28 protein-coding genes are annotated in these 23,389 nt (G+C 72.3%); 14 read left to right on the top strand and 14 right to left on the bottom strand.

Going from position 1 to position 23,389, the window contains the following annotated elements:
- Positions 1-91: 91 nt before the first annotated feature.
- Both GSF22_RS11820 and sigB read right to left on the bottom strand, forming a co-directional pair.
- Positions 92-502: a VOC family protein gene (locus GSF22_RS11820; RefSeq protein WP_208813574.1), complete on the bottom strand. Its 411-nt coding sequence runs from the start codon at positions 500-502 to the stop codon at positions 92-94.
- 213 nt (positions 503-715) lie between these two features.
- Positions 716-1,753, bottom strand: a complete 1,038-nt coding sequence (gene sigB, locus GSF22_RS11815; protein WP_244367149.1) for an RNA polymerase sigma factor SigB — start codon at positions 1,751-1,753, stop codon at positions 716-718.
- A gap of 348 nt (positions 1,754-2,101) precedes the next feature.
- On the opposite strand from sigB, the gene GSF22_RS11810 reads away from it, so the two are divergent.
- Positions 2,102-2,890, top strand: coding sequence for a sporulation protein (locus GSF22_RS11810; protein ID WP_208813573.1), 789 nt, complete (start codon positions 2,102-2,104; stop codon positions 2,888-2,890).
- 87 nt (positions 2,891-2,977) lie between these two features.
- Here the strand turns inward: GSF22_RS11810 and dtd are convergent, their stop codons facing one another.
- Positions 2,978-3,400, bottom strand: a complete 423-nt coding sequence (gene dtd / locus GSF22_RS11805) for a D-aminoacyl-tRNA deacylase (protein ID WP_208813572.1) — start codon at positions 3,398-3,400, stop codon at positions 2,978-2,980.
- Between the two features lie 4 nt (positions 3,401-3,404).
- Positions 3,405-4,889, bottom strand: a complete 1,485-nt coding sequence (locus GSF22_RS11800) for a DUF7782 domain-containing protein (protein WP_208813571.1) — start codon at positions 4,887-4,889, stop codon at positions 3,405-3,407.
- A 518-nt stretch (positions 4,890-5,407) separates the two neighbouring features.
- On the opposite strand from GSF22_RS11800, the gene GSF22_RS11795 reads away from it, so the two are divergent.
- The gene (locus tag GSF22_RS11795) at positions 5,408-6,295 is read left to right on the top strand and encodes a helix-turn-helix domain-containing protein (protein WP_208813570.1); all 888 of its coding nucleotides are present in this window, start codon (positions 5,408-5,410) and stop codon (positions 6,293-6,295) included.
- 132 nt (positions 6,296-6,427) lie between these two features.
- Positions 6,428-7,003 (top strand): HhH-GPD-type base excision DNA repair protein, encoded by a 576-nt coding sequence (locus GSF22_RS11790; RefSeq protein WP_208813569.1) that lies wholly within the window; start codon positions 6,428-6,430, stop codon positions 7,001-7,003.
- Between the two features lie 62 nt (positions 7,004-7,065).
- On the opposite strand, the gene GSF22_RS11785 is transcribed toward GSF22_RS11790, so the two are convergent.
- Both GSF22_RS11785 and GSF22_RS11780 read right to left on the bottom strand, forming a co-directional pair.
- Positions 7,066-7,377, bottom strand: coding sequence for a hypothetical protein (locus tag GSF22_RS11785; RefSeq protein ID WP_208813568.1), 312 nt, complete (start codon positions 7,375-7,377; stop codon positions 7,066-7,068).
- Between the two features lie 13 nt (positions 7,378-7,390).
- Complete coding sequence (locus GSF22_RS11780; RefSeq protein ID WP_307803935.1) at positions 7,391-7,678, bottom strand: hypothetical protein; 288 nt, start codon at positions 7,676-7,678, stop codon at positions 7,391-7,393.
- A 116-nt stretch (positions 7,679-7,794) separates the two neighbouring features.
- Here GSF22_RS11780 and GSF22_RS11775 point away from each other — a divergent pair, with 116 nt between their 5' ends.
- The gene (locus GSF22_RS11775) at positions 7,795-8,157 is read left to right on the top strand and encodes a DUF3099 domain-containing protein (RefSeq protein ID WP_208813566.1); all 363 of its coding nucleotides are present in this window, start codon (positions 7,795-7,797) and stop codon (positions 8,155-8,157) included.
- Between the two features lie 63 nt (positions 8,158-8,220).
- On the opposite strand, the gene GSF22_RS11770 is transcribed toward GSF22_RS11775, so the two are convergent.
- Together GSF22_RS11770 and GSF22_RS11765 are read right to left on the bottom strand one after the other, a co-directional pair.
- Positions 8,221-9,141, bottom strand: coding sequence for a carbohydrate kinase family protein (locus GSF22_RS11770; RefSeq protein ID WP_307803934.1), 921 nt, complete (start codon positions 9,139-9,141; stop codon positions 8,221-8,223).
- Positions 9,138-10,073: a pseudouridine-5'-phosphate glycosidase gene (locus GSF22_RS11765; RefSeq protein ID WP_208813565.1), complete on the bottom strand. Its 936-nt coding sequence runs from the start codon at positions 10,071-10,073 to the stop codon at positions 9,138-9,140. The genes GSF22_RS11770 and GSF22_RS11765 overlap by 4 nt, the downstream gene beginning before the upstream one ends.
- An 85-nt stretch (positions 10,074-10,158) precedes the next feature.
- Here GSF22_RS11765 and GSF22_RS11760 point away from each other — a divergent pair, with 85 nt between their 5' ends.
- From GSF22_RS11760 to GSF22_RS11750, 3 genes are all read left to right on the top strand, one after another.
- Positions 10,159-10,377 carry a DUF3039 domain-containing protein gene (locus GSF22_RS11760; protein ID WP_208813564.1) on the top strand — a complete coding sequence of 73 codons (219 nt, stop codon included), beginning with the start codon at positions 10,159-10,161 and terminating at the stop codon, positions 10,375-10,377.
- Between the two features lie 39 nt (positions 10,378-10,416).
- Entirely contained in the window at positions 10,417-11,067 is a 651-nt protein-coding gene (locus GSF22_RS11755; protein ID WP_208813563.1) for a trimeric intracellular cation channel family protein, read from the top strand.
- 245 nt (positions 11,068-11,312) lie between these two features.
- On the top strand, positions 11,313-13,034 hold the full coding sequence (locus tag GSF22_RS11750; protein WP_208813562.1) for a DEAD/DEAH box helicase: 1,722 nt from the start codon (positions 11,313-11,315) through the stop codon (positions 13,032-13,034).
- 148 nt (positions 13,035-13,182) lie between these two features.
- Here GSF22_RS11750 and GSF22_RS11745 read toward each other — a convergent pair whose 3' ends face one another.
- Together GSF22_RS11745 and GSF22_RS11740 are read right to left on the bottom strand one after the other, a co-directional pair.
- Positions 13,183-13,416, bottom strand: coding sequence for a DUF7455 domain-containing protein (locus tag GSF22_RS11745; RefSeq protein ID WP_074474066.1), 234 nt, complete (start codon positions 13,414-13,416; stop codon positions 13,183-13,185).
- 244 nt (positions 13,417-13,660) lie between these two features.
- Entirely contained in the window at positions 13,661-15,265 is a 1,605-nt protein-coding gene (locus GSF22_RS11740; protein WP_208813561.1) for an RNA polymerase sigma factor, read from the bottom strand.
- Positions 15,266-15,551: 286 nt separating this feature from the next.
- Between GSF22_RS11740 and GSF22_RS11735 the strand changes: the two genes are divergently transcribed.
- On the top strand, positions 15,552-16,370 hold the full coding sequence (locus GSF22_RS11735; RefSeq protein ID WP_208813560.1) for an inositol monophosphatase family protein: 819 nt from the start codon (positions 15,552-15,554) through the stop codon (positions 16,368-16,370).
- Positions 16,371-16,498: 128 nt separating this feature from the next.
- On the opposite strand, the gene GSF22_RS11730 is transcribed toward GSF22_RS11735, so the two are convergent.
- Complete coding sequence (locus tag GSF22_RS11730) at positions 16,499-17,020, bottom strand: LytR C-terminal domain-containing protein (RefSeq protein ID WP_208813577.1); 522 nt, start codon at positions 17,018-17,020, stop codon at positions 16,499-16,501.
- 439 nt (positions 17,021-17,459) lie between these two features.
- Here GSF22_RS11730 and GSF22_RS11725 point away from each other — a divergent pair, with 439 nt between their 5' ends.
- Entirely contained in the window at positions 17,460-17,756 is a 297-nt protein-coding gene (locus GSF22_RS11725) for a DUF4193 domain-containing protein (protein WP_007075406.1), read from the top strand.
- A 378-nt stretch (positions 17,757-18,134) separates the two neighbouring features.
- A complete protein-coding gene (locus GSF22_RS11720; protein WP_208813576.1) occupies positions 18,135-18,905 on the top strand; it encodes a hypothetical protein in 771 nt (256 codons plus the stop codon).
- 27 nt (positions 18,906-18,932) lie between these two features.
- Here the strand turns inward: GSF22_RS11720 and GSF22_RS11715 are convergent, their stop codons facing one another.
- Positions 18,933-19,424, bottom strand: a complete 492-nt coding sequence (locus tag GSF22_RS11715; protein WP_208813559.1) for a DUF3093 domain-containing protein — start codon at positions 19,422-19,424, stop codon at positions 18,933-18,935.
- 42 nt (positions 19,425-19,466) lie between these two features.
- Between GSF22_RS11715 and dut the strand changes: the two genes are divergently transcribed.
- The 4 genes from dut (at position 19,467) to GSF22_RS11695 (ending at position 22,020) form a co-directional block, all read left to right on the top strand.
- Positions 19,467-20,006, top strand: coding sequence for a dUTP diphosphatase (dut, locus tag GSF22_RS11710; RefSeq protein ID WP_439957763.1), 540 nt, complete (start codon positions 19,467-19,469; stop codon positions 20,004-20,006).
- 25 nt (positions 20,007-20,031) lie between these two features.
- Entirely contained in the window at positions 20,032-20,700 is a 669-nt protein-coding gene (locus tag GSF22_RS11705; protein ID WP_208813557.1) for a DUF3710 domain-containing protein, read from the top strand.
- A gap of 226 nt (positions 20,701-20,926) precedes the next feature.
- Positions 20,927-21,307: an OB-fold nucleic acid binding domain-containing protein gene (locus tag GSF22_RS11700; protein ID WP_208813556.1), complete on the top strand. Its 381-nt coding sequence runs from the start codon at positions 20,927-20,929 to the stop codon at positions 21,305-21,307.
- Between the two features lie 41 nt (positions 21,308-21,348).
- Positions 21,349-22,020 (top strand): DUF3159 domain-containing protein, encoded by a 672-nt coding sequence (locus GSF22_RS11695; RefSeq protein WP_208813555.1) that lies wholly within the window; start codon positions 21,349-21,351, stop codon positions 22,018-22,020.
- 44 nt (positions 22,021-22,064) lie between these two features.
- Here the strand turns inward: GSF22_RS11695 and GSF22_RS11690 are convergent, their stop codons facing one another.
- Positions 22,065-22,760, bottom strand: coding sequence for a potassium channel family protein (locus GSF22_RS11690; protein ID WP_208813575.1), 696 nt, complete (start codon positions 22,758-22,760; stop codon positions 22,065-22,067).
- The coding region (locus GSF22_RS11685; protein WP_208813554.1) for a potassium channel family protein at positions 22,757-23,389 on the bottom strand (633 nt) is incomplete at its 5' end. The genes GSF22_RS11690 and GSF22_RS11685, both read right to left, overlap by 4 nt.

The raw sequence follows: 23,389 nt of genomic DNA, 5'->3' as shown, positions 1-23,389 counted from the left end.
ACACCGGCCCCCGCCGCCTGTAGGTGTAAGGAAGGGCCCCCTGTTAACGCTTTCGGTATAGGAAGGGCCCCTTCTTAACACCTGGCAGCAGTCACCCCCGGCGGCTGGAGATCTGTTGTACCGCCCAGCCGTTGCCGTCCGGGTCGGTGAAGAAGACGAAACCGACGTTGTCCAGCGGGTCCGGTACCGGTCGGGGGTTCCTGCCCACCACCTGGATCTCGCTGACCGGTACGCCCCGGGCGACGAGTCGGGCGTGGGCTTCGCGTAGGTCCGGAACCACCAGTTGGAGGCCCTTGAGCGAGCCTGGCGGCATCTCCGGGACGGCGCCCTTGCCGATCACGATCGAGCAGCCCGAACCCGGCGGGGTGAGCTGCACCAGGCGGACGTCCTCGCTGATCCGGGTGTCGTGGTCGACGGTGAAGCCGAGCTGGTCGGCGTAGAACGTCTTGGCACGGTCGATGTCGGTGACGGGTACGACAACGACCTCCAGGGTCCAGTTCACGGCGGATCTCCTCGATCATCGGCGACGGGAGCGGCAACGGATCGGCGACGGGCGCGAACGCCGGTGACGGCGTGGGCCGTCCGGCCGCCCGGGTAGTGCACCATGATCGCGTCGATTCCGTGGCCCCGGTGCGGAAATCGCTGCCGGAACACACCTGTTAACAAGGGCCCCTTCCTATGCAGAAAGCGATAAGAAGGGGCCCTTCCTTACACCTCAGCAGGCGTACGCCTCCAGGCGCTGGGCGCGCGCGGGCTGGCGGAGCTTGGTCAGGGTGACCTTTTCGATCTGCCGGATCCGTTCCCGGGACAGGCCGAATTCGCGGCCCACCTCGTCGAGGGTGCGCTGCCGGCCGTCGTCCAGTCCGAACCGGAGTCGGATGACCGCCTGCTCGCGCTGCGAGAGGGTGGCGAGCACGATGTGCACCTCGTTGCGGAGCTGTCCCTGCGCGACCGCGTCGGCCGGCTCGTCGCGGGGGTCCACGGCGGCGACGAAGTCCCCGAGGGCGCTCTCACCGTCCTCACCGACGGCCTGGTCCAGGCTGACCGGTTCCCGGTCGTACGAGATCAGCTCGATGACCTGGAACTCGGGGACGCCGAGGGCCTTGGCCACCTCGGCCACGGTGGGCTCCCGACCCAGGGTGACCGAGAGTTCCCGGCGGGCCCGGACCATCCGGTTGACCTGCTCGACCATGTGCACCGGGATGCGGATGGTGCGGGCCTGGTCGGCCATGGCGCGGGTGATGGCCTGCCGGATCCACCAGGTGGCGTAGGTGGAGAACTTGAAGCCCTTGGTGTAGTCGAACTTCTCGACCGCGCGGATCAGGCCGAGGTTGCCCTCCTGGATCAGGTCGAGGAAGGCCATGCCCCGTCCGGTGTACCGCTTGGCGATGCTGACCACCAGTCGGAGGTTCGCCTCCAGCAGGTGGTCCTTTGCCGCGCGGCCCTCCGCCATGACGAGTTCCAGGTCGGCCCGCAGGTCGGCGGAGACGGGCGTGCAGGTGGTGAGCTTCTCCTCGGCGAAGAGGCCCGCCTCGATCCGCTTGGCCAGGTCGACCTCCTGCTCGGCGGTGAGCAGCTTGGTGCGGCCGATCCCGTTGAGGTAGGCCCGGACCAGATCAGCCGAGACACCACGCTCGTCGGTCGCGTCGAGGTCGATCGGCGTCTCCGCCGTCGAAGCCTCCAGGAGCGTGTCGTTGTCGGTTCCCACCGTGGTGGCCGGGTTCACGTCGTGCTCGGTCATCTGCAGGACCATGTTTCAGTCGCCTCCCCGCGTCGATTGCTGGCGCGTACGGCAGCCGATCGGTGCCGGTGACCCACAGCTTTGTCGGTGGGGCGTGAGACGGGAGTGAGGCGACCGGCGGACTGGCATGAATTCGGGAGTGGTGTTCGGCTCTTCGCCCGGAATGTCATGCTTGCGGGCAAAAGCCTGATCAGGCGAAAGCGTCCGCCTGCCGGCGTCGTCCCGCCGCCCGGGCGGCGCCGTCCGGCGGCCTGCCGGGGGGGTGCCGGGCGGAGTGCCAGGTCAGGATGTTGTCGGTGACGGTTACTCTGCCACCCGTTGGCCGGGTCGGCCACCAGACGAGCACAACGGAGGACGGTCGTGGTCTTCAAGCGGATGATGCAGGCGATGGGTGTGGGCGGTCCGTCGGTCGAGACGGTGCTGGCCAACCCCAACTGCCGGCCGGGCGGGCACCTGGAGGGGCACGTCCAGGTCGTCGGGGGCGACCACGCGGTGGACATCGAGTACGTGGCACTGGGCCTGGTCACCCGGGTCGAGGTGGAGAGCGGGGACAGCGAGTACGAGACCACCCAGGAGTTCTTCCGGCAGCGGGCCGCCAACGCCTTCCGGCTGGAGGCGGGGCAGCGGTACGACATCCCGTTCCGTTTCGCGGTGCCGTGGGAGACCCCGGTGACCGAGCTGTACGGCCGGCACCTGGCCGGTATGACGATGGGGCTGCGGACCGAGCTGGAGGTGGCCCGGGCGGTGGACAAGGGTGACCTGGACGCCGTGGCGGTGCACCCGCTGCCGGCCCAGGAACGGCTGCTGGAGGCACTGCTCCGGCTCGGGTTCCGGTTCTCCCGGGCGGACGTGGAACGGGGACACATCTACGGCGTGCACCAGACGCTGCCGTTCTACCAGGAGATCGAGTTCTACCCGGCGCCGCAGTACGCCCACGCGATCAACCAGCTCGAACTGACCTTCGTCGCCACCCCGCAGCAGCTCCAGGTGGTACTGGAGATCGACAAGCGGGGCGGGGTGTTCACCGAGGGGCGCGACGCCTTCGGCCGGTTCACCGTGGACTACCAGACGGTCGACCGGGTCGACTGGGCCGCCGAGCTGGACGGTTGGCTGCGGCAGTCGTTGCAGCGGCGCGGGCTCTTCTTCTGATCTCTCCGTTGTACTGATCCCACCGACCGAGGGGTCGCGGTGGCCACCTGCCGGTGGCACCGCGACCCCTCGGCGTACCGGTGCCGGTCAGAGCTCCAGCAGCACGGTACGGGGACCGACGTTGACGCTCTCCACCAGCATGTGGGTCCGGAACCGGCCGGTCTCCACGGTGGCACCCCGGGCCCGCAGCTCCTCGACGACCGTGGAGACCAGCGGTTCGGCCAGGGCCGCCGGGGCGGCAGCCGTCCAGGTGGGGCGCCGTCCCTTACGCGCGTCCCCGTAGAGGGTGAACTGACTGACCACCAGTACCGGCGCGCCGGTGTCCGCTGCGGACCGCTCGTCGTCGAGGATGCGCAGTTCGTGTACCTTGCGCGCCAGGGTCCGGGCGGTCTGCGGGGTGTCGTCGTGGGTCACTCCGACCAGTACCAGCAGGCCGTCGGTGATCGCGCCGACCACCGTCCCGTCGACCGTCACACTGGCCCGGCTGACCGTCTGCACCAGAGCCCGCACCGGATCAGCCCGCCACCGGCTCGACGAAACCCCGCTCGACCAGGTGACCGACGATCGGTACGGCGGCTTCGGCGAGTTCCGACTCGGCCACCTCGTGCGCGACGGCGAGTACCGCGATCTGGTCGCGCAGCGGTACCCGCCCGTCGGCGCCGCCCACCAGCGCCAGGACCAGCGGGTCCACCTCCTCGGTCCAGCGCAGGCCGTTCGGCATGGCGAGCAGTTGGCGGTCGACCGCCCAACCGTCCGGGCCCATGCTGGCCTCCTGGCGCAGTTGCAGCCCCTCCGCAGCCCGGAACCGCTGGGCGAGCAGCACGTCCGGGTCGTGGGTCCGGAGCCAGTCCTGCCGGTCGAACCAGGCGCTGATCTGGTCGCCCATCGGCGGTTGCACGGGCTGACGCAGCTCCTCCACCCGGACCACCGGGTCGTCGTGCCCGCCCCGCCGGAGGCTGATCACGCCGAATCCGATCGCCTCCACCTTGTGCGCGTCGAACCAGTCCAGCCAGGTAGCCACCCGCTGCGGGTCGGTGTGCTCACTGGCGTCGGCCAGCCACAGGTCGACGTACGCCATCGGGTCGGCGACCTCACGCTGGATCACCCAGGCGTCCAGACCGCTGCCGGTGAACCAGCCGGCGACCCGCTCCCGCCAGTCCTCCCCGGCCACGTGCACCCAGTTGGCCAGGTACTGCATGGTGCCGCCCTCGGTGAGCAGGCCCGGCGCGGCGGTGGCGAGCTCGGTGGCGAGGCTGTCGCCCACCCGTCCCGAGTCCCGGTAGCTGTGGGTCGCGGTACCCGGGCCGACCACGAACGGCGGATTGCTCACCACCAGGTCGAAGCGGCGACCGGCGACCGGGGCGGTCAGGTCCCCGGCGAGCAGTTCCCACCGCTGGCCGCTGAGCGCGGCGGTGGTGGCGGCGAACCGCAGCGACCGGGCGGACAGGTCGGTGGCGGTCACCGACCGGGCGTGCGTCGCCAGGTGCAGCGCCTGCACGCCGCTGCCCGTACCGAGGTCCAGCGCGGTCCCCACCTCCCGACGCATGGTCGCCCCCACCAGGGTGGTGGACGCGCCGCCGATGCCGAGTACGTGGTCGGCGGCGAGGGGCTGACCGGGGCGGGCGGTGGCCGGCACGTCCGAGACCACCCACCAGGTGTCGCCGTACGGCTCCAGGTCGATGCCCTGTCGCAGCCCGTCCCCGTGCCGCTCGACCAGCCCGGCGGCGAGCGCGTCGGTCAGCGACAGGGGTGCCAGGGCCGCCACCACCGCCGGCTCCGGTTCGGTCTGCCCGCAGACGAAGAGCCGGATCAACGTGGCCAGCCGGTCCCGGTCCGCGGTGACCCGTAACGCCGCCCGGTAGTCGTTGCGGGTCATCCCGGCGGTGGCCTGCGGCCCCAACCGCTCGGCGATGCCACTGGAGGTGTAGCCGGCGCTGACCAGCGCGGTACGGAGCTGGTCGACTCCGGCGGGGGAGAGCAGCATGTCGTGTTCGTCCACGTTGCCATCCTGCCCCCTCACCCGGCGGCGGTCGGCACCACCCGGGATGTCGGTGCGGCCGGCGTACCCCCGACGGCCCGTGACGATTGCTTCCTGCAATTTCCGGGTCGTTACCCGGCCGGTTCGACAACAATCGCGAATTTGTGGCCGGGTGGATCGGGGCGGGGCGGGTGGCAATGTCATGAATTCGACAGCGCCGCGTCACTGCTGCGGGCTGCGTAACTCAACGTCCGGCCCGTCGTCGGGGTGCGCGCCGGACCCGCCCGGGCGGTGCGCGGGGCCTTCGGAGCGCCGGATTCCTTCCGGCACAGGGGACAGAGCGCCTCCCCTGTCCGCCGATCAACGGCTCGTTGCGCGCCGGTCAAGTCCTGGTGAAGCTTTATATTTCGTATTCCTGGTAAGCAAGACATTGCTCGTTGCCTTTCTTCCTGGAAATATCGGACGACGTGGCGATGCGGGATAAGCGTCAGCCCGGCGGGGCCGGGATGCCGGGTGCGGTAGACGGAAACGGGGGGTTCATGACAACGGCGGTGGGTTCGACCGTGTCGCGCCGGCAGTTGGGTCGGCATCTGCGTCAGTTGCGGGAGCAGGCCGGCATCTCGCAGGACGACGCGGCCTTCGCCCTGGGGTGTTCCCGGCAGAAGATCTGGCGGGTCGAGTGTGGGGCGGTCCCGGTGCGACCCCGGGACGTCAAGGTGCTCTGCAACCTCTACCGGGCCGGTGCGGAGACCACCCGGGTGCTCGCCGCGCTCGCCACCCAGACCCGGGAGAAGGCCTGGTGGCGGGAGTACGGCGACGCGGTACCCAACTGGTTCTCGCTCTACGTGGAGCTGGAGATGACGGCCAGCCGGCTGCGCCACTACAACGGCGAGCTGGTGCCCGGGCTGCTGCGTACCCCGGACTACGCCGGTGCCGTGGTGGACAACCGTCCGGCGTCGGCCCGGCCGGAGCGGGACCAGGCGGTCGGTCTCCAGCTCGGCCGTCAGGCGCTGCTGACCCGGCAGGTACCCGACCCGCCGTGTTTCGAGGTGGTGCTCTCCGAGGCGGTGCTGCAACGCCGGATCGGTGACCCGGACGGGATGGCCGCGCAGCTCACCCACCTCGTCACCGTTTCCCGGCTGCCGAACGTGAGCGTGCGGATCCTGCCGCTGGCCGTCGGTCCCACCGGGGCCAGTGAGGCCGGTCCGTTCACCATCCTCGACTTCCCGGTCAGCGGGGACCGGGGGCCGATCGAACCCACCACGGTGTACAGCGAGTCGTTGACCGGTGCCCGGTACCTGACCCGGAGCAGCGAGGTGGCCGCGTACGAGGAGGTGTGGTCCCGGCTGGTGGAGCTGGCGCTGCCCCCCGACGAGTCCCGCGACATGATCGGCGGGCTGGTCGGCGTGAGCGCCGAAACCGGCTGAGCCCGGGGCGCCCGGCTGAGCCCGGGGCGCCCGGCTGAGCCCGGGGCGCCCGGCTGAGCCCGGGGCGCCCGGCTGAGCGGCCACCCGGCGGTTCGTGCCGGTCGGTGCGGAGCGGCCGGGCAGGATGGGCCCATGACGCTCCACCTGCCTATCGACGACCGCGCCAACGAGTTGCTGAACCGGAACCCGCTGGCCCTCCTGCTGGGCATGGTCCTCGACCAGCAGATCCCGATGGAGAAGGCATTCTCGTCGCCGTACGTGCTGGCCGAACGGTTGGGACACGAGCCGGATGCCCGGGAACTGGCCGGGTACGACAGCGAGACGCTGGTCGCCGTCTTCGCCCAGCCACCGGCCCTGCACCGGTTCCCGAAGGCGATGGCGGGTCGGGTGCAGGAGGTCTGCCGGGTGCTGGTCGAGCAGTACGACGGGGACGCCGCGCGGTTGTGGGACACCGCTGACAGTGGTGCCGAGCTGCTGAAGCGGGTGGCCGCGCTGCCCGGCTTCGGTCGACAGAAGGCGCAGATCCTGGTCGCGCTGCTCGGCAAGCGGTTCGGGGTACGCCCGCCGGGATGGCGGGAGGCGGCCGGTGGCTACGGGCCGGACGACGCGTACGCCTCGGTGGCGGACGTCACCGACGCGGCGTCGCTGCTGCGGGTACGTGAAGCGAAGCAGCAGGCCAAGGCGGCGGCCCGGGCCGCGCGGGGCTGACGTCCCGGGACCGGGCCGCCCGTCGGGCCGGTGACCGGCGGTCGGCCGGGAAGACGACCGGTTCAGGCGGCGGTCGGATGGGCGAGCGCCGCCAGGGCCCGCCGTACGTCGGCCAGGGACACCGTGGCCGAGTCGTCCAGGTCGGCCAGGCCGGCCTCGATCCACTGCCGCATCAGGGTGGTCACCCCGATGCCCCGCGCCTCGGCGGCGGCGCGTACCCGTTCGTACGTCTCCACCGGAAGGCGTACCGAGCGGCTGACCATCGGCACGTCGGTGTCCGGGGTGGGCAGCCCGGCCGGCTGGCCGGTGTCGATCAGCTCGGCGAACCGCTCGTCGCCGGTGTGGAACCTGTCGATGGCGTCGTGCCGGTCCATCCTGTCCGCCTCCTCATCGGCGAAATCCGCGTACCGCCTCGTCGTACCGCTTTGCCTCGATGTCGCTCAGCTCCCGGGCGGAGAGGATCTCCCAGTCGGTGTCCACCCCGTCGGCCTCGGCGAGCAGCACCGCCAGCCGACGTCCCCGGCGGGCTGTGGCGTAGACCACCGTCACGTCGTCGCCGAGGTGCCGGATCACCCGCCGGGAGCTGTGCAGGGCCTCCCAGACCTCCCCCGGGGTGACGTCATAGACCCGCAGGTTGGCCAACGCCACCTCGGTGAAACTGAACCGGGCGCCCACCGGCGGAGCGTACCACGGGCGTAACACGCAGGCGTCCGCGTCGGCTTTCGTCCGCCCGACCGGGACGGGCCGGGGAGGTGACAGGATGGAGGCGATTCCCCGCGAGGAGGACCGTCGTGAAACGTCAGGCGTACGAACCGATCCTGATCACCGACGCGCCACGCAGCCAGCAGGACCAGCTGCACAGCCGCCAGGTGCGCTACGTGGTGATGATGTCCATCCGGGCGGTCTGTGTCATCGCCGGAGCGGTGCTGGTCATCGTGGAGGCGCCGCTGCTCTGGCTCTGGCTGCCGCTCTGCGGCGTGGGCATGATCCTGCTGCCCTGGCTGGCGGTGCTGATCGCGAACGACCGGCCGCCGAAGGAGGAGCACCGGCTGGTGAACCGGTTCCGCCGTCGGGAGCCGGCCGAGCCGGTGACCCCGGCCCTGACCGCCGAGGAACGCCCGCACCGGATCATCGACGTCGAGACCGACGCCTGAGCACCCGCTCCCCGACCCGACCGACAGCCGCTCCCCGGCCAGCCGGCCCCGACCGGCACCGGCTCAGCCGGGCGGCCGGGCCCCCACGGTCGCCACGGCCACGGCACCGAGGTCCCCGGCCCGCTCCAGCGCCACCGCCGGTGCCGCGCCCCCGGCCCAGGCGGCGAGCAGCCCGGCGGCGAAGGCGTCCCCCGCCCCGGTCACGTCGACCACCTCGACCGGTCGGGCCGCAACCTTCACCACCGTGCCGGCCCGGTCCGCCCAGACCGCGCCGGCCCCGCCGCGCTTCACCACCACCCGGTGGGCCACCCGGGCCAGTGCCCGCGCCTGCGCCACCGGGTCCGCCCCGTCGGCCAGTACCGATGCCTCGTCGGCGTTGGCGAGCAGCAGGTCCACGTCGCGTACCCAGCCCAGGAAGGCCGCCGCACCGACCCGCCGCAACGGGACCGCGGAGGCCGCGTCGACACTGGTGGTCAGCCCGCGCTCGCGGGCGGCGGCCAGCGCCCGCAGCCCGGCCCCGCGCGACGCGGCGTCCAGCAGGGGGTACGCCGACAGGTGCAGATGCCGCGCGTCGGGCGCACCGGCCAGCGCGGCGTCCACGTCGGCGGCGGAGAGCCGCAGGTTGGCACCGCGTTCGGTGACCATGGTCCGTTCCCCGGCGGCGGCGAGCACGATCACCGTGCCGGTCGGTGCGTCGGGGTGCCGGGTGACCGCGCAGTCGACGCCGAGCCCGGTGAGTTCGGCCACCCGGGCCCGGCCGGTGTCGTCGGTGCCGACCGCGCCGACCAGGGTGACCGGTACCCGCTGGTGGGCCAGCCAGGCCGCCGTGTTGGCCGCCTGGCCGCCCCCGGTGAAGCTGATCCGGGCCGGGGTGTCCGACCCGGTGGCGGGGGCGCAGGCGAGTACCGCGACCACGTCGGTGACCACGTCACCGACCACGACCACCCGCCCGGCGCCCCGGCCGACGGGGACGGGGCCGGTCACGCGGCTGCGGTGGCCGGTCGCCGGCTGGCCGCGACCGCGATCCGGGCGGCCAGGTCGGCGTTGCGCAGGATGATCCGGACGTTCACCGCCAGGCTGGCGCCCTCGGTGGCGGAGTGGAAGTGGGCCAGCAGGAACGGGGTCACCGCCTTGCCGGTCACCCCCTCGGCCGCCATCAGGGCCAACCCCTCGGCGAGGGTACGGTCGTGCAGGTCCCGGTCGAGCTGCTCGGTCTCGGGCAGCGGATTGGCCACGATCAGCCCACCGCCGTGCACCCCCTGCTCCGCGCGGGCTGCGAGCACCGCCGCGACCTGCTCGGGCGTGTCCACCGACCAGTCCAGGTCGAAGCCGCCGTCGGTGACGAAGAACCCGGGGAAGCGACGGCTGCGGTAGCCGACCACGCCGACGCCCAGGGTCTCCAGCCGCTCCAGCGTCGCCCCGACGTCGAGGATCGACTTGACCCCGGCGCAGACCACCGCGATCGGGGTACGCGCCAGGGTGGTCAGGTCGGCCGACTCGTCGAAGGTCTGGGCCGCCTCCCGGTGCACCCCGCCGAGGCCACCGGTGGCGAAGACCCCGATCCCGGCCGCCGCCGCGACCGCACTGGTGGCGGCGACCGTGGTCGCGCCGTCCGCGCCGGTCGCGGCGGCCACTGCCAGATCGCGGACGGAGAGCTTGGCCACCCCGTCGGCGGTGGCCAGCCGGGTCAGCTCGGCGTCGTCCAGGCCCGCCACGAGCTGCCCGCCGACCATGCCGATGGTCGCCGGTACCGCCCCGCCGTCGCGGACCGCCTGCTCGATCTCCCGGGCCACCCGGAGGTTGTCGGGCCGGGGCAGCCCGTGCGAGACGATCGTGCTCTCCAGGGCCACCACCGGCCGCCCGTCCTGCAGGGCCCGGGCCACTTCTCCGCCGTACCGGATGTGAAAGTCAGTCACCCGGTCACCGTACGACCCGTCCCGGCGTCGCCCCCGGTGGACCGTCCCTTCGTGACCTGCCAAACTGAAAAGTTGGAGGTGCAACGTGAGCACAGAGGTCCTCGAGCGGCCGGAGCTGAAGGACGCCGACACCGGTCCGGAGATGTTCCACTACGTCCGCAAGGAGAAGATCGCCGAGAGTGCGGTCATGGGTACGTACGTCGTCGCGCTCTGCGGTGAGACGTTCCCGGTGACCAGGGCGGCCAAGCCGGGTTCCCCGGTGTGTCCCGCCTGCAAGGAGATCTACGACTCCTGGGACGACTGAACGGGGCGGACACCCCGGCGGCGCGCGTAACCTGCGGCGGTGACCACCTCCACCGCGTTGTTGTTCGCCGACCTGACCGGGGTGGCCGTATTCGCCGCGTCCGGTGCCTCGGCCGCGGTCGCGAAACGGCTCGACCTGTTCGGTGTGATCTTCGTCGGCTTCGTCGCCGCGCTCGGCGGCGGCATCTTCCGGGACCTGGTCATCGACGAGGTCCCGCCGCTGGCCTTCGCCGACTGGCGGTACGCCGTCACGGCGGCGGTCACCGCCGGCATCGTCTTCTGGTTCCATCCCCAGTTCGCCCGCCTGCGTACCACCGTGCTGGTGCTGGACGCGGCGGGCCTGGGTCTGTTCACGATCACCGGCACCCTCAAGGCGCTGGAGGCGCAGGTACCCGCCGTCGGGGCCTGTTTCATCGGCATGCTCACCGCGATCGGCGGCGGACTCGGCCGGGACCTGCTCACCGGGGAGATCCCGGTGGTGCTGCGCCGGGAGATCTACGCGGTCGCCGCCCTGCTCGGCTCGGTCACCGTGGTCGTCCTCGACTTCGCCGGGCTGACCGGCCCGGCACCGCTGACCGCCGCGGCGGCCCTGGTCTTCGGGGTACGCCTGATCGCGCTGCGGCGCCGCTGGTCGGCGCCGGTGGCCACCGCCCAGCCCCGGGTCGGCCGTCGCCCGGCCGGGGGGTCCTGACCCGGCGGACGGGCATCCGGTGCGGGTGGACACCGGCGGCGGTGTCGCCGGGCCGGCGGGGCGTCGGCTGGTTATGCTGGGTCGGCCTTCGCGCCCCAGCGGCTTCGCGGAGGCGTTTTCTTGGGCGGTGGCCCGCTGCTGGTCGGTGGCCGTTCGCGGAGCGGTTCCGGCCGGCTGGCCGAGGTGCGGTGCACCCGGTGCCCGCGAGGCGGCGGGTGATGTGACGGCGGAGAGGAGCGGTTCGCGTGGGTGTCCGGTTGCCGGCGATCGACACCTTCCCCGCGCTACGCGCCTGGCAGCGCAAGGCGCTCTTCGAGTACCTGCGGCGGCGTGCCGAGGACTTCACCGCGGTGGCCACCCCGGGTGCCGGTAAGACCACCTTCGCCCTGCGGATCGCCGCCGAACTGCTCGCCGACGGGACCGTCGAGGCGGTCACCGTGGTGGCGCCGACCGAGCACCTGAAGACCCAGTGGGCCGCCGCCGCCGCCCGGGTCGGGATCCACCTCGACGCGGCGTTCCGCAACGCCGACCTGCACTCGTCGGCGGACTTCCACGGCGCGGTCGTCACGTACGCCCAGGTCGGTATCGCCCCGCAGGTGCACCGGCGGCGGACGATGACCCGGCGGACCCTGGTCGTCCTGGACGAGATCCACCACGCCGGGGACTCCCGTTCCTGGGGGGACGGGGTCAAGGCGGCCTTCGAGCCGGCGGTGCGCCGGTTGATGCTCACCGGTACGCCGTTCCGCTCCGACGACAATCCCATCCCGTTCGTCACCTACGAGCGGGGTGGCGACGGTCTGCCCCGGTCCCGGGCCGACGCGGTGTACGGCTACTCGGACGCGCTGCGCGACGGGGTGGTCCGGCCGGTGCTCTTCCTGGCGTACTCGGGGGAGACCCGCTGGCGGACCAGCGCCGGGGACGAGTTGGCCGCCCGGCTCGGGGAACCGATGACCCAGGATCTGATCGCGCAGGCGTGGCGGACCGCCCTCGACCCGGCCGGCGACTGGATGCCCCAGGTGCTGCGGGCCGCCGACGCCCGGTTGACCGTCATGCGCAGGGGCGGCATGCCGGACGCGGGTGGCCTGGTCATCGCCAGCGACCAGCAGTCCGCCCGGGCGTACGCCCGGCTGATCGAGCGGCTGACCGGGGAGAAGGCCGTGGTGGTGCTCTCCGACGACGTGGGCGCCTCGGCCCGGATCGCCGCGTTCGCGGCCTCCGAGCAACGCTGGCTCGTCGCGGTCCGGATGGTCTCCGAGGGGGTGGACATCCCCCGACTGGCGGTGGGCGTCTACGCCACGAGTGCCTCCACGCCACTCTTCTTCGCCCAGGCGATCGGGCGGTTCGTCCGGGCCCGGCAGCCCGGCGAGTCGGCGTCGGTCTTCCTGCCCAGCGTCCCGCACCTGCTCGGCCTGGCCAGCGAGATGGAGGCCCAGCGGGACCACGTGATCGGCGCCGCCAAGAAGCGGGAGGGGTTCGACGACGACCTGCTGGAGCGCGCCCAGCGTAACGAACAGGCCAGCGGTGAGCTGGAGAAACGGTTCGAGGCGCTCTCCGCCACCGCCGAACTCGACCAGGTGATCTTCGACGGGGCGTCCTTCGGTACCGCCGCGCAGGCCGGTACCCCGGAGGAGGAGGAGTATCTGGGCCTGCCCGGTCTGCTCACCCCCGACCAGGTGACCGTCCTGCTGAACAAGCGGCAGGCGGAGCAGTTGGCGGCGCAGCGCCGCCGACGGGCTGAGCCGGCCGCTGAGGCTCCGGAACGCCCGCCGGTGCCCCTGACCGCCGGCGAGCGTCGGGTGGCGCTCAGGCGGCAGCTGAACGCCCTGGTGGCCGCCCGGCACCACCGGACCGGCCTGCCGCACGGCAAGATCCACGCGGAGCTGCGCCGGCTCTGTGGTGGGCCACCCAGCGCCCAGGCCACGATTGAGCAACTCGAGGAACGGATCGCCACCGTCCAGACCCTCTGAGGGCATCGGGCGGACCGGGTGCCGCCGGTGCGCGTACCTGGGTGGCCCCGGGACGCCCGGGATGCGTCGGTACGGGCCGGGTCGACACAGATGAGCGGGAGGCACCCGTCCGGGTGCCTCCCGCTCGTTATGTCCGTCGGATCGTCGGTCAGTTCGCCATCAGATCGGCGCCTCGCCAGCTGAACTCCGGGTCCGTCGCGAAGCGTACGGTGATCTTGACAAGATCCTCCGCGTACTTGTTCGCGTGGTGCCCACAGAACACCAGCTCGCTCCCACCCGCCAGAGTGATCCGGAGCTTACCGGCAGCATTGCAGCGGTCGCACCGTTCATCGGCGGCTGGGGGAGCCACCGTCTCGGGCGGCGGCGTGAGGGTCGGGGTCATCGCCTTCCTCCTCGGGTCGTCACCGATGAACACTCTCTTCGGTCATTGCTCACCTATCGTGCAACACCCTGGTGGGGTGCGGCCTTCCCAGTGTGCCCGCGGGGGACCGAGGTCACACATGGTCGGGACAGTGTGCCGTGCACCAAGGGTGCCACGTCAACGATCACAACCGGGTAACCGGACGATCTGTTCGGCGTGTTGTACGGGTGGTGATCAAACCGACACTAATGGTTGACGAATCGGCTCAGTCGAGATAGTCCCGCAGCACCTGCGAACGGGACGGGTGACGCAGTTTGGACATCGTCTTCGACTCGATCTGCCGGATCCGCTCCCGGGTCACCCCGTACACCTGGCCGATCTCGTCCAGCGTGCGCGGTTGGCCGTCGGTCAGGCCGAACCGCAGCCGGACCACCCCGGCCTCCCGCTCGGAGAGCGTCTGGAGCACCTGCTGGAGCTGATCCTGGAGCAGCGAGAAGGAGACCGCGTCGACCGCGACGACCGCCTCGGAGTCCTCGATGAAGTCACCGAGCTGGCTGTCCCCCTCGTCACCGATGGTCTGGTCGAGCGAGATGGGCTCCCGGGCGTACTGCTGGATCTCCAGCACCTTCTCCGGTGTGATGTCCATCTCCTTGGCCAGCTCCTCCGGGGTGGGCTCGCGGCCCAGGTCCTGGAGGAGTTCGCGCTGGATCCGGCCGAGCTTGTTGATGACCTCGACCATGTGCACCGGGATGCGGATGGTGCGGGCCTGGTCGGCCATGGCGCGGGTGATGGCCTGCCGGATCCACCAGGTGGCGTAGGTGGAGAACTTGTAACCCTTGGTGTAGTCGAACTTCTCGACCGCGCGGATCAGGCCGAGGTTGCCCTCCTGGATCAGGTCGAGGAAGGCCATGCCCCGTCCGGTGTACCGCTTGGCGAGGGAGACCACCAGTCGGAGGTTCGCCTCCAGCAGGTGGTTCTTGGCCCGCTCGCCGTCCCGCGAGATCCAGCCCAGGTCCCGGGTCATCTCCCGGGTGAACTTCTCCTCGCCCTCCTCGGCCGCGCGCAGCCGCTCGGCGGCGTAGAGCCCTGCCTCGATCCGCTTGGCGAGCTCCACCTCCTGCTCGGCGTTGAGCAGCGGAACCTTGCCGATCTGCTTCAGGTACGCCCGGACCGAGTCGGCGGAGGCGGTCAGCTCGGCGTCCCGGCGCGCCTGTTTGAGCGCCTCGGACTCCTCGTCGTCCCACTCGAAGTCGTTGTCGGTCGCGGCGCCCGCGGCGTCGGCCTCGGCGGCTTGGGCCAGCTCCACCGGCTCCTCGACGACCACGTCCTCGATCTCGGCGGCCAACTCCTCCGGATCGATGTCGCCGTCCGGGCCGTCCGCCGGCTTGGCCTTGCCCGGGGCGGCACCCGCCGCACCGGCGGGGGTGGTCTTGGCCGCCCGGGTCGCCTTGGTGGCGGCCTTGGCCGGTACGGCTGCCTTGGCGGCCACCGCGGCGGTGGTGGCCGCCTTGCGGGGCGCCGCCTTCCGCGCGGCCGGGGCCGCCTCGTCGGCGGAGGCGCCGGCCTGCTTCGGGGCGGGCGCGGCGGCCTTCTTGGTGGTCTTGGCGGTCGTCGCCCGGGAGGCCGGGGTGGCGGACCGGGCCGCGGCGACCCGTCGACGGGTGCTGGCCGAGCCGTCGACCACGACGGTCACGCCCGCGTCGGAGAGCGCCCGGAGGATCTTCTTGGCCTGGGCCGGGGTCACCTCAGCGGACTCGACCGTGCGCGCGAGCTGGGCCGACGTGAGCTGGCCGCCGGCGCTCTGCGCGTGGGCGATCAAGGTGTCGGTGAGCGAGCGTACGTCGGCGCCGGTGTGGCGGGGTTCTGTCACGAATGACCTTCCGGAGGCGATGAGCGAGCACGGCCGGACCGACCGGCACGGTGGGACGCCGTGCCGGACGATGTGGTTGAGGGACCCCCGTGTCCCGGGCCGGCCGGTCGTTGGCGGTCCGTGGCGCGTGGGCAGCGCGTGAATTGTAACGCCGTCTGCGGCGATCATCCTGCGCCGCACGGCGCGACGGCGGCAGGGGCCGCTGATTTGGGCGCACTTGTGGACTTTGTAAGGATGATACCTGCGGTCGACCAGGGCCGCCGCCAACGTGCGGGAAGGGGACAGTATGCACGGTCCGGTGCCGGCTCCGCAGGAGTTGCTGGAGATCGCCGTCGAGGTGGCCCGGGCCGCCGCCGCGACCGCTGCGCGGATGCGGGCCGAGGGGGTCTCCCCGGTGGCCACCAAGAGCACGGTGACCGACGTGGTGACCGCCGCCGACCGCGCCGTCGAGCAGCAGGTGGTGGCGGACCTGCGCCGACGGCGGCCGGGTGACGCCGTGCTGGGGGAGGAGTACGGCGAGGGCGGCGCGCCGGCCGGTACCGGCGGGGTGCGGTGGATCATCGACCCGATCGACGGGACGGTCAACTACCTCTACGGCATCCCCTGCTACGCGGTCTCGCTGGCCGCCGAGGTGGACGGGGTGGTCGTCGCCGGGGTGGTCCGCAACGCCGCGACCGGGGACGAGTGGACGGCCGTACGGGGTGGCGGCGCCTACCGGGACGGGCGAAGGCTCGTCGGCTCCACCGAGACCGACCTGGCCCAGTCCCTGATCGCCACCGGGTTCGGCTACGCGCCGGCCCGCCGGCAGCACCAGGCCGCCGTGCTGGCCCGGCTGATCCCGCACGTCCGGGACATCCGCCGCTTCGGGGCCGCCTCGATCGACCTGTGCCGGGCCGCCGAAGGGGAGGTCGACGCGTACTACGAGAAGGGGCTGGCCGCCTGGGACCTGGCCGCCGGTGGACTGGTCGCCACGGAGGCGGGCCTGCGGGTCGACGGGCTGGCCGGTCGACCGGCCGGACCGGACATGGTCGTCGCCGCACCGCCGGCCCTCTTCGGCCCGCTGCACGACCGGCTGGCCGAGCTGGACGCCTCCGGCGGGCCATGACCCCTGACGGGCCGGCTCCCGACGATCCGTCCCGGTCACCCCGGGGCCCCCGCCGGTCGCAGCGCCTGCGGACCCGGAGAGCCGTACCGACCCGCCGGTGGCGCACCACCGGCGGACCGGTGTCCCGGTTACTTCTTGACCGGCGCCGGGCAGGCGTTCGGCGGTAGCGGCGGCGACCCGAGGTCACCGAGGGACTGGTTCACCTCGGTGGTGGTGGCCAGCTGCTGGAACCCGTTGCCGAGCACCACGTCCACCACGTCGTCCTTGCGCTTCGGGTCGTAGTCGTTCTCCGACTGGTTGAGGAAGTAGGCGCGCAGCAGGTGGGCGGAACCGACCGCCTTCGGTCCGTACCGCAGCACGGCGACGCCGTCCACGCCCTTCTTCATCGGGTCGTTGCCCTGCTTCTTCACCTGGAACTTCCGGTTCCGGAAGTCGTCGGCGATGGTGCCGGCCAGACCGGCCTCGTCGGTGGCGTTGTAGACGTTGATCTTGACGTCCTTCGGCTCACGCAGGGTGATGTCCGCCAGTACCCACCCGTCCGGGCACCCCTGGGCGGCGCCGACCCCGCGCTGCGAGTCGCGGACCACCGCCACCACCACGAAGACCAGGGCGAAGACCACCAGTACGCCGACGACAACGAGTGCTCGCACTCGCGCAAAGCTCATCTGGGGCTCTCCGTCCAGGTGTGTGGCCGACTCCTGTGGCGGGGACCGGTCCCACCCGGTGTGTCGGCGCCGGGTACGCCGCTGAGGTTAGCGGTTGTCCGACAGTCGCGTGGAAACAGCCGGACATGCCGGCGCGCCGACCACGAACCGGGTAGTACTACCCCTATCTTCGTGTCGCCTGGATCACATTGGGAACAACTTCGCGTGCGGGGGCGTACATGCATGCCGCGAGGGAGGTATACATGCCTCGCCCAAAGGGGGGTAAGGTGCCGCACTCGCTGGGGGAGTTTCTCCGGCGGCGTCGGCCTGGCTGGTCCGCCGCGTCGGGAGACCGACAGGAAGACGGTCGGCCGGTGGGAACCGAAACGGCGTCGTCCGGCGTTACAACCGGAAGCGACCATATCGATATGGGAGAGTGAAACCGATGGCCACCGACTACGACGCCCCGCGTCGCGACGAGGTCGACCTCGGCGAGGACAGCCTGGAAGAGCTGAAGGCACGGCGGGTCGACTCACAGTCGGGTGCCGTGGACGTCGACGAGGCCGAGGTGGCCGAGAGCTTCGAGCTGCCCGGCGCCGACCTCGCCGACGAGGAGCTCACTGTCAAGGTGCTGCCGATGCAGCAGGACGAGTTCCGCTGTGCGCGGTGCTTCCTGGTGCATCACCGCAGCCAGCTCGCGGTCGAGCGGAACGGTGAACTGATCTGCCGCGAGTGCGTCTGACCACGACGGGCGGATGCGGCGACCCCACCGGTGGGGTCGCCGCGGCCGGCTTGTCGTGCGGGCGTGGCGACGAGCTGTTTGACTCGGATCGACAGTTCGACGTGCCCGATCGACGCCGGTGGAGGTCAGACGATGAGCGACCCGGACTCCACGGCGGAGGTACCGACCTCCGCCCGCCCGACCACCGGGGACCCGGCCCTGCCCGCGTCCGGTGCCGGGACCACCGGTTCCGGCAGCCCGGCTGCTGACCGCCGATCCGATGCCGCCGGTGCGGGCGGCCCGGCCGGCAGTCCGCCGTCGGATGCTCCGGCACCGGCCGGCGACATCTCGTCCGACGGCGACACCTCGTCCGACGGCGACATCTCGTCCGACGGCGACATCTCGTCCGACGGCGGCGGCGCGGACGAGTTCGGCAGCACCGTGGCGGCGCTGACCGCCGACGACATCGCCCCGGCCCGGCGGCGCCAACTGCTCGGCCGGGTCGCTGCCGCAGCCCGGGCCCGCGGGATCGGCGACCTGTTCAAGCCCCGGGCCGCGGTCCGCTGGATGACCGACGCGGTGAGCGACATCGCCCCGCACATCCCGATCCGGGACCGGGCCACCCTGCACCGGCACTTCCCCGGCCTCGACGACGAGGCGCTCGCCGACCGGCTGGTCCGCAACGCCGCCCGGACCACCGCCGGGGTCGGTGCCGCCGGCGGAGGGGTGGCCGCCGTCGAGTGGGCCGTCACCCCGACCCTGCTCTCCGCGCCGGTGCTGCTCGCGGCGGAGACCATCGCGGTGGTCGCCGTCGAGCTGAAGCTGATCGGGGAACTGCACGAGGTGTACCGGGTTGCGCTGCCCACCGGTGCGACCGCGCGGACCGTCGCCCTGGTCCACTCCTGGGCGAGTCAGCGCGGGATCAACCCGATGATGCCGGGGGTCGGCGTCGGTGCGGTACTCGGCACCGCCGCCCGCCGGGAACTGCGGGACACCCTGCTCAAGCGGTTCGGGCGCAACCTGACCACCCTCGGACCGTTCCTCACCGGTGCCGCGGTGGCCAGCTACCTCAACCGCCGGGCCACCCGGGCGCTGGGCGACCGGCTCCGGGAGGACCTGCGCACGAAGCCACGGGCCGCGATCGAGGCGCCGCGACGGACCGGCCCCTGACCCGGGGTCAGCGACCGTCCGGCCGGGTCAGCGCGGGGTGGCCTTGGCGGCCAGCACCACCTCGGCGAGGCGTACCGGGTTGCGGCTGCTGACCACCCAGAACGGGGTCGGGTCGGCCGGATCGTCGAGGACCACCTGCACCGCGCCGGGCAGCCAGGGACGCTGCACGACGAAGGCGAGCGGGTCGGCCCCCGGACCGAGCACCTCGCGCCGGCCGGCCGCGTCCAGCGGGATCACGTCGGCGACGTACCGCAACGGCAGGTGCGCGTCGTCCACCCAGAGTTCGCCGTCGCGTACCGCCACCTCGATCCGGCCCAGCCACCACAGGGCGGCCACCGCGAGCGGCAGGACCACCACGAAGGGCAGCCAGGCCCGGATCCCGTCGGCGCCCATCCAGATCTCCGCCGCCAGGATGCCGGCGGCGGCGAGCCCGGCCAGCCACAGCCACCAGGGCAGGCTGAGCCGTTCCCGGTGGTCGGGGGCGGTCGGGACGGTTGCCGAGGATCGCGACGAGGTCACAGAACGAGGGTACGGCGCACGACGGGCCGGTCACCGGGCAGGATGGCAGGGACATCCGCACCCCCGACGGAAGTAGGGAGACCCGTGACCGAAGCCGTACCCGTGTCCGTGCGCCGACTGGTACCCGATCTGCCGCCGCCCGCGTACGCCCATCCCGGCGACGCCGGCGCCGACCTCGTCGCGGCCTGCGACGTGGAACTGCCGCCGGGAGGCCGGGCACTGGTCCCCACCGGCGTGGCGATCGCCCTCCCGCCGGGCCACGTCGGTCTGGTCCATCCCCGGTCGGGACTGGCGGCCAGGCTGGGTGTGACGGTGCTCAACGCGCCCGGTACGGTCGACGCCGGCTACCGGGGCGAGATTCTGGTCAACCTGATCAACCATGATCCGGTCAGCCCGGCGAAGATCTCCCGTGGCGACCGGATCGCGCAGCTCGTGGTGCAGCGGGTGGAGCGGGCCGAGTTCCGTTTCGTCGACGAACTGCCCGACTCCCCCCGGGGGACCGGCGGGCACGGATCGACCGGCGGCCATGCCAGCCTGGTACCGGCACGGGCCGGCGAGCCGGCGCCAGAGGTGACAGAGTGAGTGCGAGCATCGGAAGGCGGGCACAGTGATCTTCTCCCGGAAGAAGGACGACTCCCGGCGGCAGGCCGGTGACGGACGGGCGGACGGGTCGACGCCCCGTGACCGGTCCGACGCCGAGATCCCCCGGAAGGGTCCGTACGACGCTGCGGAGGCGCCGTCCGGGGTGCAGCTGCTCGACCTGGGCAGCCTGCGGATCCCGGCGGTCCCGGACGTCGAGGTGCGGGTACAGGCCGACCCGGAGGGCGTGATCCAGCAGGTCGTCCTGGTGCACGGGGAGAGCGCCCTGCAACTGGGCGTCTTCGCCGCGCCGCGTACCGAGGGCATCTGGGACGAGGTACGCGAAGAGATCCGGCAGTCGCTGTTCAACGACGGGGCCGCCGCCCAGGAGGCCGACGGTGAGTACGGCGTCGAGCTGCGGGCCCGGGTACGCACCCCGGACGGCCTGACCGACCTGCGGTTCGTCGGGGTGGACGGGCCGCGCTGGATGGTCCGGGGCGTCTACCAGGGTGCGGCCGCCACCGACCCGGCCGCTGCCGGGCCGCTGGCCGAGTGCCTGCACGGGCTGGTGGTCGACCGGGGCCAGGAGGCCAAGCCGGTCCGGGAGCCGCTGCCGCTGCGCCTGCCGCGCGAGGTCGCCGAACAGGCCGCCCAGCAGAACGGCGGCGGGTCCGCCGGGGAGCCGACCGAGGTCTGATCGTCCGCGTGCACGGTCGCGGCGGAGCCCACCCGGTGGGTACCGCCGCGACCGTCCGACGGACCGGATGTGGTCGGCGGACGGCACGACCGGTCCTGACCATCGACGGGACGGCCGGTCGTGACCGCACCGCAGGTCGGCGTACGCTGGTCGGTACGGCCCACAGCGGGCCGGAGCCGGGCCCGGTGCCCGGCGGACGCCGCCCAGAAAGGGTGACGCGGAGGTCATGTCGACCGACGAGGCTCGGGGGGCGCTGCGCCGGATCCTACGCCGGCTCACCGCGAGCGAGGCCGAGATCGAGGCGCAGGAGCTGCGCCGGGAGAGCGCCGAGGCCGGTGGGATGCCTGCCCGGCAGTGTCAGCGGGGTCAGCTCGTGTCGGTCTCCGGCCGGCTACGTACCGTCGTGTACACCCCCCGGACGAACCTCCCGACGCTGGAGGCCGACCTCTACGACGGCAGCGACGTGGTGACCCTGGTCTGGCTCGGCCGCCGGCACATCGCCGGCATCGAGCCCGGTCGGCAACTCATCGCGCGTGGTCGCGTCGCGGTACGCGATGACCGTAAAGTCATCTACAACCCGTACTACGAGCTCGAACCGTCCCGGTGAACGACCGGGCGGGTCTCCGCCGGCGAACGGAAGACACGCAGATGACGACTGGACAGCATCGGACGGCGCAGCCGGAGAGTGATCCGGCGGGCGAGGAAGGGCTGCCCAGCCTGGCCGAACAGATGGCCGATCAGCTCGGCGGCTGGCGCGGGCTGGTCGAGTCCAGCATCCCGGTGGTCATCTTCGTGGTGGCCAACATCCTCACCGACCTGCGTCCGGCGGTGATCGCCTCGGTCTCCGTGGCGGTGGCCATCGCGGTGGTCCGGCTGGCCCAGCGCCGGCCGGTACGGCACGCGGTCAACGGACTCTTCGGCATCGGCATCGGTGCCGCGATCGCCTGGCGCACCGGGGACGAGAAGGACTTCTACCTCCCCGGCATCCTCTACGGCATCGCCTACGGGCTGGCCCTGCTCGCCTCGGCGGCGATCCGGCAGCCCCTGGTCGGCTGGATCTGGTCGGTGATCGTGGCCGGCGGGCGCTCCGAGTGGCGGCAGGAGCCGCGACTCGTCCGCACCTTCACCTGGCTGACCGTGCTCTGGGGCGTGGTCTGGCTGGCCAAGGTGGGCGTGCAGGCGGCGCTGTACCTCGCCGACAAGGACACCGCGCTGGGGGTGGCCCGACTGGTGCTGGGCTACCCGCCGTACGCGCTGCTGCTGGCGATCACCGTCTGGACGGTACGCCGGGTGACCCGCTCGATGGCGCTGTCCGGCTGAGCCGACGGGCGGGCGCCACCGCCGGCCGGGTCGGGTCGCCGGTCTCAGCCCGCGTTGCGGGTCCGCTCGACGCTGTCCGCGCCGAGGACCACCGCGCGGACGTCGTCCTCCACCTCGGCGACACAGACGAAGATCAGCTCGTCGCCCGGCTCCAGCGGGTCGTCCGGGGTGGGTACCAGCACCCGCTTGCCGCGCAGGATGGCCACCAGGGCGGAATCCCGGGGCAGGGGCACCGACCGGACCGGGTGGCCGACGTACGGCGCGGTCGGCGGCAGGGTGATCTCGACCAGGTTCGCCTCGCCCTGCCGGAAGGTCATCAACCGGACCAGATCGCCGACGGTGACCGCCTCCTCGACCAGGGCGGCCATCACGCGCGGCTTGCTCACCGACACGTCCACGCCCCACTGCTCGGTGAAGAGCCACTCGTTCTCGGCCCGGTTCACCCGGGCGACCACCCGGGGGACCGCGAACTCCGTCTTGGCCAGCAGCGACACCACCAGGTTGACCTTGTCGTCACCGGTGGCGGCGACCACCACGTCACACCCGGCGAGGTTGGCCTCCTCCAGGCTGGCCAGTTCGCACGCGTCGGCGAGGACCCAGTCGGCGGCCGGTACCCGGTCGGGCCGGAGCATCTTGGGCTGCCGTTCGATGAGCATGACCTGATGCCCGTTGTCGATCAGCTCCTGGGCGATCGACCGGCCGACGTTGCCGGCTCCGGCGATGGCGATCCGCACGGTCAGTGCCCCCTCTCCGGCGGCGCTCCCGCCACCGACGTGACCATTCTCGCCGTGTCGTCCGTGACCAGCATGAACAGCTGGTCCCCCTCCTGGATGACGGTGGAGACGGTGGGCAGCGTGCCGATGCCGAACCGCAGCAGGTACGCCGAGCGGGCGCCGGTCGACTCCTCCAGCAGCCGCAGCGGCCGGCCGATCCAGTCCTTGTGCACCGGTACCTCGATGATCGACACGGTGCTGGTCGGATCCCGGAAGATCTCCACGTTCCCCTCCGGCACCAGGTGCCGGACCATCCGGTCGGCGGTCCACCGTACGGTGGCCACGGTCGGGATGCCGAGCCGTTCGTAGACCTGGGCCCGGCGCTGGTCGTAGATCCGGGCCGCGACCCGGGAGACGCCGAACGTCTCGCGGGCCAGCCGGGCCGAGATGATGTTGGAGTTGTCGCCGCTGGAGACGGCGGCGAACGCGTCGGCCCGCTCGATACCGGCCTGGCGCAGTACGTCCCGGTCGAAACCGGCGCCGGTCACCGTGATCCCCGCGAAGTCCGGGCCGAGCCGGCGGAACGCGTCGGCGTCCTGGTCGATCACGGCGACCGAGTGGCCGCGCGCCTCCAGGCTGTGTGCGAGGGTGGAGCC

The organism is Micromonospora echinofusca (genome assembly GCF_017614955.1).
Taxonomy (GTDB): Bacteria; Actinomycetota; Actinomycetes; order Mycobacteriales; family Micromonosporaceae; genus Micromonospora; species Micromonospora echinofusca_A.
Note: the sequence above shows the minus strand (reverse complement) of the source record. Positions and strands in the feature narration are given on the sequence as shown.

What these genes read in the sequence shown, in the direction of transcription:
- sigB (WP_244367149.1), bottom strand. Translation starts at nt 1,753, where the DNA reads ATGGTCCTGCAGATGACCGAGCACGACGTGAACCCGGCCACCACGGTG.
- GSF22_RS11795 (WP_208813570.1), top strand. Translation starts at nt 5,408, where the DNA reads ATGACAACGGCGGTGGGTTCGACCGTGTCGCGCCGGCAGTTGGGTCGG.
- GSF22_RS11790 (WP_208813569.1), top strand. Translation starts at nt 6,428, where the DNA reads ATGACGCTCCACCTGCCTATCGACGACCGCGCCAACGAGTTGCTGAAC.
- GSF22_RS11785 (WP_208813568.1), bottom strand. Translation starts at nt 7,377, where the DNA reads ATGGACCGGCACGACGCCATCGACAGGTTCCACACCGGCGACGAGCGG.
- GSF22_RS11745 (WP_074474066.1), bottom strand. Translation starts at nt 13,416, where the DNA reads ATGACCCCGACCCTCACGCCGCCGCCCGAGACGGTGGCTCCCCCAGCC.
- GSF22_RS11735 (WP_208813560.1), top strand. Translation starts at nt 15,552, where the DNA reads ATGCACGGTCCGGTGCCGGCTCCGCAGGAGTTGCTGGAGATCGCCGTC.
- GSF22_RS11725 (WP_007075406.1), top strand. Translation starts at nt 17,460, where the DNA reads ATGGCCACCGACTACGACGCCCCGCGTCGCGACGAGGTCGACCTCGGC.
- dut (WP_439957763.1), top strand. Translation starts at nt 19,467, where the DNA reads ATGGCAGGGACATCCGCACCCCCGACGGAAGTAGGGAGACCCGTGACC.
- GSF22_RS11700 (WP_208813556.1), top strand. Translation starts at nt 20,927, where the DNA reads ATGTCGACCGACGAGGCTCGGGGGGCGCTGCGCCGGATCCTACGCCGG.
- GSF22_RS11695 (WP_208813555.1), top strand. Translation starts at nt 21,349, where the DNA reads ATGACGACTGGACAGCATCGGACGGCGCAGCCGGAGAGTGATCCGGCG.